The following is an 11001-nucleotide window of genomic DNA, read 5'->3' on the forward strand; positions in this document are numbered from 1 at the left end:
CGTCGACCTGAGCAAGGTGCAGAAAGGACCAGGTGAGGCGCGGTTTTTCGGCGCGCTGTACCGCGTGCGGGCGTCCAGAGCGTCAAACGAGCGTCACGGCGGGACACCGAGAACTTCGCGCTGTACCGGGAGGAGTTCCGGCGGCGCCTGCCGGAGCCGCCGAGCGAGTTGCGCGGGCCGAGTGTGATAATCACAGGGCGTGATCGGACGAGGCTCGTGACCTCGCCCGGCGGCCCCCTTCCCGCTGCGGCGTGAAGACGATTTGCTGTCTGCCGACGACGCGGCTTCACAGTTGGATGGGCAGGTGGCGCGGGCCGCGGAGCATGGCGTTCTGCCGGTACGGCGGCGGATCCTCGACCAGGCGGGCGCTGCCGAGATGGGGAAGCAGCGCGCTGAGCGCGGCGTATGCCTCGACGCGTGCCAGGGGGCCGCCGTAGCAGAGGTGGATTCCGTTGCCGAAGCCGAGGTGCTGGTTGTCCGGGCGGGTGGGGTCGAACCGGTCGGGCTCGTGGAACCGGATGGGATCACGGTTGCCCGAGGCCAGCGCCAGGATGACCGACGCGTGTTGCGGGATCTTGGTGCCGGCGACGTCGATGTCGGCGTGCGGGATGCGCTCGCGCATGTGGACCGGGGGCTCGTAGCGCAGCAGTTCCTCCACTGCTCGCGGCAGCAGGTCGGGTTCGCGGCGCAGGAGGTCCAGCTGCTCGGGGTGGCGCAACAGTGTGAGGGAGCCGTTGGTGATCAGGTTGACCGTGGTCTCGTGCCCGGCGATGAGCAGCAGCACGGCGGTTTCCGCGAGTTCCTCCTGGGTGAGCCGCAGGGCCGGGTCCGGTTCGTTGACGAAGGCGGAGAGCATGTCGTCGCCCGGATCGCCGCGACGCTGCTCGGCGAGGTTCACCAGGTACCCGCCCATCTCCATCCGCGGCTGGTCGCCGGCTTTGTCCGTCTCGGTGGAGTCGTCTCCGGGCCTGACGTCGGCCGCTGTGACCAGCGCGTCGGACCAGGCCCGGAACAGCGGTTCGTCCTCGCGTGGTACGCCGAGCAGCCGGCAGATCACGGTGACGGGCAGTGGGTAGGCGAAGTCGTCGACGATGTCGATCTGCCGGCCCGCCTCGAAAGGCTCCAGCAATTCCTTGGCGATCCGGTCGATCTCGCCGCGCATGGAGTCGACCCGGTCGGGGCTGTGCGGGGGGCCGAAGGGCCGCATGGCCAGGGTGCGCAGTCTGTGGTGCTCGGGGTCGTCGAGCCGGAGGAAGGGCGGCTTGTGGGCTGCTTCTCCCCGGGTACGGGGATCGACGCTCATCCGCGGGTCGTGGAGCAGAGCGGCGATCTCGTGGTACGTGCCGATCAGGTAGCTGCCGTCTGCCTGCTGCACCACGGGACCGGCCTCGCGGAGTTCCGCGTACAAGGGGTAGGGGTTGGGGCGGCTGGCGTAGTCGGTGATCCGTGCCAGCAAGGTCTCGGATTCCATGGCGGATCCTCGTGGTCGGCGGGACGTGGGCTACACCACCGTCAGCCGGCGGTCGGGAAGATGGCCGGTGAGGGCGACGGTCGGGCCGTGGGAGAGCCCCGACGGATCCGGCACGAGAGAGGGGATCGGGATGTCGGCCGCGATCGCCCGGTCCTGGGCCCCGGGCGGCGGCGGGAAGGGAGCGGCCGTCTCGATCAGGTGCTTGTAGTAGTCGAGTGACTTGGCCATGTCGACGGTGACCGCGGCGGTGACCCGGCCCTGGTAGCCGTAGACCATGGCCAGACGACGTGCCTCCAGGGAGCCCTGGGCGATGACCACGTGGTCGGAGTAGGTGGGGACGCCCACGGACTTGATGTTGAGGCCGAACTGGGTCGACCAGAACACCGGGATGGACAGGTGCGGGCGCTGCAGCGGCCCGGGGTTGACCATGTTGTGGGCCGCCACCCCGGCCTGCTCGACCGCGTTGCCCCAGTGTTCCAGGGACAGCATCTGGTAACCGAACAGCGGGTGGGGGAAGCGGGAGACGTCGCCGGCCACGAAGACGTCGTCGGTGACGATCCCGTACATGTTGAAGGCGCGGCATCCAGCGTCGCAGGCGATCCCGCGCGGGCCCGCCGCCAGCCCCGAGTCGGCCAGCCACTCCACGTTGCGGACCGCGCCCAGCGCCACGACGCACACGTCCGCCTCCACGCGGCTGCCGTCGGACAGCTCCGCGCCGGTGAAGGCGCCGTTGCCGTTGAGGGCGGTGACCGTGACCCCGGTGCGCAGGTCCACGCCGTGGTTGCGCTGCATGACCGCCGCGAGCTTCGACAAGGTGCCACCGAGAGCGCCGACCAGCGGTGCGGAGCCGCGTTCGGCGACCGTGACCTCGAGCCCCAGCTCCCGGCAGGCCGAGGCTATCTCCGAGCCGGTGAATCCGCCGCCGATCACCAGCACCCGCTCCGGCCGCGCGTCCAACCGTTCGGCCAGCCCGGCGGCGTCCTCCCGGGTACGCAGGGTGAACACGCCGTCCAGGGCGCCTTCCTCCGGGTTCGGCCAGGGACGCGCCCGCGTGCCGGTGGCGATCAGCAGCCGGTCGTACGGCAGCGACTCCCCGTCTTCAAGCAGCACTCGTTTCGCCAGCAGATCCACACCGGTGGCGCGAATGCCGAGGCGCCACTCGGCGTCCGGATCCCGGCGCATCGGCAGCTCGCTGGTGTCCGCCGACGCCTGGCCGAGCAGCACCTGCTTGGACAGCGGCGGCCGGTCGTAGGGCGGGTGTGATTCATCCCCGACGACGGTCAGTGGGCCGGTGAAGCCCTCCTCGCGCAGTGCCTCGGCGGCCCTGAGCCCGGCCAGCGACGCGCCGACGATGACGATCCGGCCCTCCTTCAGGTCACCGGGCACCACTGCTCACCTCTTCCCCGAGGAGGATGGCCTGGACCGGGCAGGCCGCGGCGGCCTGGCGTACGCGTTCGGCCTGGTCGTCAGGGACGGCCGTGGCATAGAGCAGTCCCTCCTCGCCGTGCAGCTCGAACACCTCCGGCGCGAGGAACACGCACTGCGCATAGCCCTGGCAGCGCGTGAGGTCGACAACGGTCCGCATCGTCACCACTTCCTCCGTTGCCACATCCCCCTCAGCTCCAGCATGGGCCGGAAATCGCGCGCCCGCATGTCGCGGGGTCGGGACGGAAACCACAGAATGCCGGGGGCATGACAACGGTCAACTCACCTGCACCAAACGCCAGTTGATCGTTCCCCCAGGAGCCGCCCACGACAGTCGCCCGCGTCACATCGACAGTTCCATACGACGTATGGTGAGCGGTCGTACCGGCACGACGAATACCACATCGAGCACGACGGCCGGGGCTGGAACCACAACGACCCGGGCCACGGCGACCGGTGAGACGGGTACCGCTTGAGGCCCTGGGCTCCGGCTGGCCTGATCCCTGCCGACGGGCGGGATCAGGCCGACTGTCGGGGATCGGCGTCTCCGACCGCCGGCTGAGCGGGGCCGCCCCACTGATCGTGCGATGCGCCGGTGCCGTCCGGCGCCCGCGCCCCGCCGTACCGCCTCCGCCCACGCCGCCGCTGTGCCGCCGGCCGGACGCAAGGCGCCGCAGAGGCACGCCCAGGAGCGATGAAGAAGTCCTTGAAGTCTGTGGAGCGGCGGGTGGCCGTGCAGTTGGTCGTCCCGAGGGACTGCTCACTGCCCTTGTGCGTGCGCCTTCGGTACGAGCCCACTGATCCCGGTGCCGTCCGTGCCGTCTTCTTCGCCGACTGCGACTAGCCGGTCGAATGGGTCCTGGGGCGGGATCTTCTGGCCGACGGCCTTGAGGGCCCCGCGGGCTGCGCGGACGTCCGGATCCGGTCGACCGTGGGACGTGGCGACACGTCGATGTACATCGCTCTCGGATCGTCCGCGGACACCGCCCTGCTCGAGGTCTCCGCGCGGGACATCAGGTCCTTCCTGGAGCAAACCGAGGCTCAGGTGCCTCGCGGCACGGAGTCCGGACACATCGACCTGAGTTTTGCGCGGACATGGAGGGCTTCGACATCAGCCAGATCGTCGGCCTCGACGAGACCCTGCTGACGCCCACCGTGGACTCACCCTTGCGCTGACGGCCGTCCTGCGACGAGTGACGCGGCCAGAAGGGCCAGCCACAGGTCGGTCGCCCGGCGCAGCCGCAACGCATCGCGCGCCGGCAGTGGCCGCATCGGGACGGTCTTTCCGGAGGGGATGGAGTGCTCCTCGTGCGTCACGGCGCGTTGCGGCCTGGGACTCGCCCGACGATGGACGGGCCCAGGCCGCAACGCCTTGGAGCCACCGACTCAGTGGCTGGCGCCCTGGCCGTTACGACCGGCGGCGAGCCGGCCCTCCAGGCCCGTGATGAGTGTATCGATCACCAGCCGGAACATGTGGTCCTGATCAGGGCCTGCCGGGTCTGCGTCCGTGACCTCGTCCGCGCCGGCAGCGGCCCCGGGGGGCTTGAGGCTCGCCCACTGCTGGAGCGAGCCGTTGAGTTCGGCGCCGAGGACACCGATGACGACGGCGACCATGAGAGCCGCGGTCTCCGGGACGTCCGGCTGCGACACCCCTGCAGCTGCCACGATCGCGGTGAGCGCGGTCCAGAACGGGTCGTCGGGCTGGATGAAGTCCGGCTGGTGGCTGAACGAGTAGGCCATCAGCTCGGGGTGGCGGTGCGCCAGGGTCCGGAAGTCCATGGCGAGCAGGCGGATGCGCTCCTGCCAGGGCGCGTCCTGAAGCGTCACGGTGCGGAAATGGGCTCCGACCATTCTCGCCACGCCGCGCAGCACGGCTTCCTTGTTCGGCACGTGGTGGTACAGCGACATCGGGTTCGCGTCGAGCACGGTGGCGAGTTTGCGCATGGTGAGCGCCTCGACCCCGTCCTCGTCGATGAGCCGCAGGGCGGCGGCATAGATCCCGGCCTCGGTCAGAGGCACGTCTCTCTTCCTCGTTCCCCGCGGGGGGCGTCTCACCTTCTTTTCCATACCACGTACGGTACCAGTTCCGTACGCTGTATGGAAATGATCTGAATCACAGCGGCCGTCGACGCGGTCCAGGTTGCGTCGAGTTTCCATACGCCGTACGGTAGTGATTCCATACAGCGTATGTTTCTGTATGGCGCCACGGCATCGACCTGCGCAGCGCGCCCTTGCCCATCCCCCTCCACCACAGGAGCAAGCCATGGCCACGCACTCCGCGAACGAACTTCGCCCCATCCGGTCCCCGCGTGGGATCCCTCTCCTCGGCAACACGCCGCAGATCCCCGACACCAATCCGGTGGAGTACTTCGGTGAGCTGTCCAAGCAGTTCCCTGAGGGCATTTACGGCATGGACATCGCCGGCATCGAGCAGGTCTTCGTCTACGACCCGGACCTGGTGGCCGAGGTCTGCGACGAGACGCGGTTCTTCAAGCAGATCGACAAGACGCCACTGCAGCACGTCCGGGACTTCGCGGGCGCCGGCCTGTTCACCGCCCACCAGCACGAAGAGGAATGGGGCATGGCACACCGTGTCCTGCTGCCGGCGTTCAGCCAGCGGGCCATGAAGGCGTACTTCGGGCAGATGCTGGAGATCGCCCAGAACCTGGCGGGCAAGTGGGAGCGCCGGGAGGGGCAGCCGGTCAACATCACCGACGACTACACCCGCCTCACGCTGGACACCATCGCCCTGTCGGGGTTCGGCTACCGCTTCCAGTCCTTCGACAAGGAGGAGCTGCACCCCTTCCTCAACGCGCTGCTGGGCGCGCTGGTGGAGTCGCTGCGGCGCTCGCAGGAGCTGCCGATGATGACCAGGCTCCGTAAGGCGGACGACCGGAAGTACCGCGAGAACATTCGGCTGATGCAGGACCTGGTCGAGAGTGTGATCAAGGAGCGCCGCGAGGGGAAGGGCACCGGGGAGGAGGACCTGCTGGGTCTGATGCTGGAGGCCACCGACCCGGAGACCGGCAAGCTGCTGGCCGACGACAACGTCCGCGACCAGGTGCTGACGTTCCTGATCGCCGGTCACGAGACCACCAGTGGTCTGCTGTCGTTCGCCACGTACTCGTTGATGCGCAACCCGCACGTCCTGGCGCAGGCGTATGCCGAAGTGGACCGCCTGATGCCGGGCGACACGGTCCCGGACTACGACACGATCATGCAGCTGGACGTGATCCCGCGGATCCTGGACGAGACCCTGCGCCTGTGGGCTCCGATCCCGGCGTTCGGCAAGGCCCCGCTGGAGGACACCGTCATCGGCGGCCGCTACCAGCTGAAGAAGGGCACGCGGGTCAACATTCTCGAGGGCCCGCTGCACACCCATCCCAAGGCGTGGGAGCGGCCGGACGAGTTCGACATCGACCGGTGGCTGCCGGAAAAGCGGGCTCAGCAGCACCCGCACGCCTACAAGCCGTTCGGCAACGGCGTGCGTGCCTGTATCGGCCGCCAGTTCGCGCTCACCGAGGCCCGCCTGGCGCTGGCGCTGGTGCTGCAGAAGTTCAAGCTCTCGGACACCAGCGACTACAAGATGGACGTGCGGGAGGCGCTGACGCGCAAGCCCGGCAACTTCGAGCTGATCGTCCGTCGCCGTCAGGAACACGAGCGGACCGTCTTCGGTGCCGCGGACCTGCAGACCGGCGACACGCAGGCGCAGACAGCGGTCAGCGGCGTCGGCGTCGACCTGACCGTCGCGTACGGCTCCAGCCTCGGTTCCTGCGAGGACCTGGCGCGCACCATCGCCGACCGCGGCGAGCGCTCCGGCTTCGGCACCACCCTGGTGAGCCTGGACGAGCTGGGCGACGACCTGCCCACCGAGGGCCTCCTCGCCGTCGTCGCCGCCAGCTACAACGGCAAGGCCCCCGACAACGCCCAGCGCTTCGACGACCTCCTCGCCGCCGGACTGCCGGAGGGCGCGCTGTCGAACGTGCGGTTCGCGCTGCTCGGCGCCGGCAACACCCAGTGGGTGGCCACCTACCAGGCATTCCCCAAGCGGATCGAGGAAGGTCTGCTGGCCGCCGGCGCCACCCCGGTCGTCGAGCGCGGCATCGCGGACGCCGCCGGTGACTTCGACGGCATGGCCACGCGGTGGATGGACAGCCTGTGGGCCACCCTGGCCGAGGAGTACGCCGCCGACACCTCCGAGGTGAGCGGCCCGCGCTTCCAGGTGCGACTGCTCACCGAGTCCGACGTGCGCCCCGCCATCGTCTCCGAGCAGGCGTACCCGCTCACGGTGGTGGCCAACGAGGAGCTCGTGGCGGATGCGACGGGTCTGTGGGACTTCAGCATCGAGCCGCCGCGCCCGTCGGCGAAGTCCATCACCTTCGAGCTGCCCGAGGGTGTCACCTACGACACCGGCAACCACCTGGCCGTCTTCGCCAAGAACGAACTCGCCCTGGTGGAGCGCGCGCTGAGGCGGCTCGGTGTCGACTACGACCAGGTGCTCCGGCTCGACCAGCCCGCAGGCGGCCGCACCCACCTGCCGGTAGGCACCCCGGTCACCGCCGGCATCCTGCTCACCGAGTTCCTGGAACTGCAGGACGTGGCCACCCGCTCCCAGATCCAGACCCTGGCCGAGTACACCGAGTGCCCGTGGACCCGGCCGCAGCTCCAGGCGTACACCGCCGACACGGAGGACGCCGGGGAGCACTACGGCAAGGAGATCCTCGGCAAGCGGGTCTCGGTGCTGGGCCTGCTGGAGCGCTTCGAGGCGGTCGAGCTGCCGCTGGCGGTCTTCCTGGAGATGATGGGCCCGATCCGTCCGCGCTTCTACTCCATCTCCTCCGCCCCGTCGGCCGACCCGCGCCACGTGCGCCTGACCGTCGGCCTGCTGGAGGGCCCGGCCCTGTCCGGCGACGGCCAGTACCGCGGCACCTGCTCCTCCTACATCGCCAGCCTCGAGCCCGGGGACGTCGTCTACGGCTACGTCCGCGTGCCCTCCCCGACGTTCGCCCCGCCCGCCGACCCCGCCACGCCGCTGATCCTCATCGGCCCCGGCACCGGCATCGCACCGCTGCGCGGCTTCCTGGAGGAGCGGGCCTGGCAGCACGCCAACGGCACCGAGGTCGGCCTTTCACAGGTCTTCGTCGGCTGCCGCCACCCGGAGCACGACTACTTCTACCGTCAGCAGATGCAGGACTGGGAGCAGGCCGGGATCGCGCAGATCCACACCGCCTACTCCGCGGTGACCGGCCACCCCGCCCGGTTCGTGCAGAACGCCATCGCCAATGCCGCCGACGAGGTGTGGCAGGCCATCGAGGACGGCGCGTACATCTACGTCTGCGGTGACGGCCGCCGTATGGCACCCGCCGTCCGCGAGGCACTGGCCGCCATCTACCGCCAGAAGACCGGCTGCGACGACGAGACCGCCCAGCAGTGGCTCGCCCAGCTCGAGGCCGACGAGCGCTACCAGCAGGACGTCTTCGCCTGACCGTTCGCACGCCGTCAAGGCATGCGACCCCCAGCCGCCGGGCGGCGTGCGGGTGTCCTGCCTCCCCCGCACGCCTCCCGGCCCCACCAGCCCACCAGACACCCCATGGCACCCATGGCCCGAACCACCGGGCCGTGCCGCTCACAGAAAGCAGATCACCATGGACACCATGCTCGCCGGACGCTTCCACCTGGACAGCGGGAAGTTCGCCGTGGAAGAGGTCCCCATCCCCGTGCCCGGTCCGGGCGAGGTCCTCATCGAGGTGAAGGCTGCGGGCGTCTGCCTCTCCGACGTCCACCTGCTCGACGGCTCCCTCGTCCCGCTGTTCGCCACCTCCGACACGATCACCGTCGGCCACGAGGTCTCCGGTGTGATCCACACGCTCGGCCCCGACCTCGAGCGCGGCCTGCCCGTGGGCACCCGCGTCACCCTGGAGGCCGGGAAGACCTGCGGCAAGTGCGCCGGCTGCGTGCGGCGCCGGCCCTGCACCCAGATGCTGACCGCCGGCATCGACTACGACGGCGGCTGGGCCGAGTACGTGGCCGTCCGCGAGGACACCCTCATCCCCATCCCCGACAGCCTCCCCTTCGACCAGGCCGCGATCATCCCCGACGCGGTCTCCACCCCCTACGCCGCCGTCGTCGCCACCGCGGGCGTCCGTGCCGCCCAGTCCGTCGGCGTCTGGGGCGTGGGCGGAGTCGGCGCGCACAACGTACGCCTCGCCCGCCTGGTCGGCGCCGCCCCGATCATCGCCGTCGACCCGCTGCCCAGCGCCCGCGAGCGCGCCCTCGCCTTCGGCGCGGACTACGCCCTGGACCCGGCCGCACCCGACTTCGCCGACCAGGTCCGCGCGGCCACCGGTGGACGCGGCCTGGACTTCGCCTTCGACTGCGCCGGCGTCCCCGCCGTCCGCGACCAGGCCGCCTCCGTGCTCGGCCTGGGCGGCTCCCTGATCCTGGTGGGCATCACGCCCCGGCCGCTCACCCTCACCGAGGGCCTGACCTTCAACTACCTGCAGAAGCAGGTGCGCGGCCACTACGGCGGCTTCCCCGAGTCCGTCTCCGAGCTGGTGCAGCTGACCGCGGCCGGCCGCCTCGACCTGGCCCCCTCCATCACCGACCACATCCCGCTCATCGACGCGGCCAACGCGGTCAGCCGTCTGGAGAACAAGATCGGCGACCCGATCCGCCTCATCCTCGTCCCCTGACGCCCGTCAGCAGGACGGCAAGCCACCCCGGGCAGGGGTGAGTGGGCGCCGGTGCGTGAGGGAGCACCGGCGCCCACGGCTTTCCGGCAACCCTGGAGAGACAGAACCATGCAGACGACCGACGCCCCGGGCCGTGCTCCGCAGCGCAAGGATGCTCACTCCAGCCGCCGACGCATCCTCACGGCCGCCCGGCAGAAACTGCGGGAGGACCCGGACGCGAGTCTCGACAGCATCTCTCGGGCGGCCGGCGTCGCCCGGCGCACCCTCTACGGACACTTCCCCGGCCGCCATGCGCTGATCGCCGACCTGACTCGGAAAGCAGGCGATGAACTACGGCAGGCGTTCGCCGCGGCCCGTACCCCGGACGCCGACCCGATCGAGGCGATGACACGGATGGTGCTGGCGGCATGGAGGGTCGGCGACCAGTACCGCATGCTCACCGCCTTGGGACGCCGCCACCCGGGAGAGGACGAGATCCGCACCACCCTGGCACCGGCCCGCGCGGAAGCTGTCGCAACCCTAGGGCGCGGTCAGCGCGAAGGCCTCTTCGCGGACCACCTTCCAGCACCCGTCCTCGCCCAAGCACTGGAGGCACTGATGCTGGCCCTCGCCGAGGAGAACGCCGCATGCCCGTGGGCGGACCCCACTGGTGAGGCCGCGGCTACCGCGTTCCTCGTCGCCGCCGGCGTAGCACCGCAGGCGGCCGCGCTTCAGGTACAGGCCGTCATCACCGGGCGAGATCGGGCAGCGGGCGACGGGTGACCTCGTGGGCGTCGTCCGCAGCGAGGCCGAGCATGCGCAGGACCATCTCGGCCAGGTCGGAGGCGGCCTCGTCTCCGTCGAGGTCCGGGCGGTCCAGCCGCAGAGCCACGAGGGACAGCAGGGTGCCGCCCAGCGCGGACAGGGCGGTGGTCGCGTTGCCGCAGATGAAACGGCCCGAGGCGATGCCGATCTCCAGGTCGCGCAGGGCGCGCGGGGCGAGGCCGCTGTCGGAGTGGATGTGGGCCAGGCCGCGGTCGCGCAGGATCCGCAGGAGTTCCGGGTGGGAGTCGGCCATCCGGGCGGTGAGCCGGAAGCCTGCCGCGACCAGCTCGGCCGGGTCGTCGATGCCTTCCACACGCGCGTCGATGACCTGCCCGAACTCCTCCAGGGCGTCTGTCACCGCCGCGTCGAACAGCTCCGTCTTCGACTCGAAGTGGTTGTAGAAGGACCCGAAGCCGACATCGGCGCGCTCGGCGATGGCCTGGATGCTGACGGCGGTGTCCCCGGTCTCCGCGAGGATCTGCCGGGCCGCACGGACGAGCGCCTGACGGGTCTCGGCGCGGCGTCGCTCGAAGCGGTTCCTGGGCGGGGCTGACGTCGGCATGCGGCCCAGTGTAACCGCCGCCACGATGACACTGCCATTACTGATGA

9 protein-coding genes and 1 pseudogene are annotated in these 11001 nt (G+C 70.3%); 5 read left to right on the forward strand and 5 right to left on the reverse strand.

Features of this window, described 5'->3' with window-relative positions; genetic code table 11:
- Nucleotides 1–286 precede the first annotated feature (286 nt).
- Genes ACGFT1_RS03270 through ACGFT1_RS03280 form a run of 3 tightly spaced genes read right to left on the reverse strand, consistent with a single transcriptional unit; the run spans nt 287 to nt 3056 of the window.
- The gene (locus ACGFT1_RS03270; protein WP_373907293.1) at nt 287–1471 is read right to left on the reverse strand and encodes a cytochrome P450; all 1185 of its coding nucleotides are present in this window, start codon (nt 1469–1471) and stop codon (nt 287–289) included.
- Between the two features lie 30 nt (nt 1472–1501).
- On the reverse strand, nt 1502–2857 hold the full coding sequence (locus ACGFT1_RS03275; RefSeq protein ID WP_373907294.1) for an NAD(P)/FAD-dependent oxidoreductase: 1356 nt from the start codon (nt 2855–2857) through the stop codon (nt 1502–1504).
- Nucleotides 2847–3056 (reverse strand): ferredoxin, encoded by a 210-nt coding sequence (locus ACGFT1_RS03280; RefSeq protein ID WP_189959614.1) that lies wholly within the window; start codon nt 3054–3056, stop codon nt 2847–2849. Before ACGFT1_RS03280 ends, ACGFT1_RS03275 begins: the two co-directional genes overlap by 11 nt.
- A 534-nt stretch (nt 3057–3590) precedes the next feature.
- Between ACGFT1_RS03280 and ACGFT1_RS03285 the strand changes: the two genes are divergently transcribed.
- Complete coding sequence (locus tag ACGFT1_RS03285) at nt 3591–3740, forward strand: hypothetical protein (RefSeq protein ID WP_373907295.1); 150 nt, start codon at nt 3591–3593, stop codon at nt 3738–3740.
- Between the two features lie 12 nt (nt 3741–3752).
- Nucleotides 3753–4043: pseudogene (locus ACGFT1_RS03290) on the forward strand (SsgA family sporulation/cell division regulator); the annotation flags it as partial.
- 239 nt (nt 4044–4282) lie between these two features.
- On the opposite strand, the gene ACGFT1_RS03295 reads toward ACGFT1_RS03290, so the two are convergent.
- Nucleotides 4283–4915: a TetR/AcrR family transcriptional regulator gene (locus ACGFT1_RS03295; protein ID WP_373907296.1), complete on the reverse strand. Its 633-nt coding sequence runs from the start codon at nt 4913–4915 to the stop codon at nt 4283–4285.
- Nucleotides 4916–5159: 244 nt separating this feature from the next.
- Here ACGFT1_RS03295 and ACGFT1_RS03300 point away from each other — a divergent pair, with 244 nt between their 5' ends.
- The 3 genes from ACGFT1_RS03300 to ACGFT1_RS03310 all read left to right on the forward strand — a co-directional run bounded on the left by ACGFT1_RS03300 (nt 5160) and on the right by ACGFT1_RS03310 (nt 10350).
- Nucleotides 5160–8381, forward strand: a complete 3222-nt coding sequence (locus ACGFT1_RS03300; RefSeq protein WP_373907297.1) for a bifunctional cytochrome P450/NADPH--P450 reductase — start codon at nt 5160–5162, stop codon at nt 8379–8381.
- Nucleotides 8382–8541: 160 nt separating this feature from the next.
- Nucleotides 8542–9588, forward strand: coding sequence for a zinc-binding dehydrogenase (locus tag ACGFT1_RS03305; protein WP_373907298.1), 1047 nt, complete (start codon nt 8542–8544; stop codon nt 9586–9588).
- 108 nt (nt 9589–9696) lie between these two features.
- Nucleotides 9697–10350, forward strand: coding sequence for a TetR/AcrR family transcriptional regulator (locus ACGFT1_RS03310; protein ID WP_373907299.1), 654 nt, complete (start codon nt 9697–9699; stop codon nt 10348–10350).
- On the opposite strand, the gene ACGFT1_RS03315 is transcribed toward ACGFT1_RS03310, so the two are convergent.
- Nucleotides 10316–10954, reverse strand: coding sequence for a TetR/AcrR family transcriptional regulator (locus ACGFT1_RS03315; protein ID WP_373907300.1), 639 nt, complete (start codon nt 10952–10954; stop codon nt 10316–10318). The genes ACGFT1_RS03310 and ACGFT1_RS03315 overlap by 35 nt on opposite strands.
- Nucleotides 10955–11001 lie beyond the last annotated feature (47 nt).

It is taken from the genome of Streptomyces sp. Y20, from assembly GCF_043195475.1.
Lineage (GTDB): Bacteria > Actinomycetota > Actinomycetes > Streptomycetales > Streptomycetaceae > Streptomyces.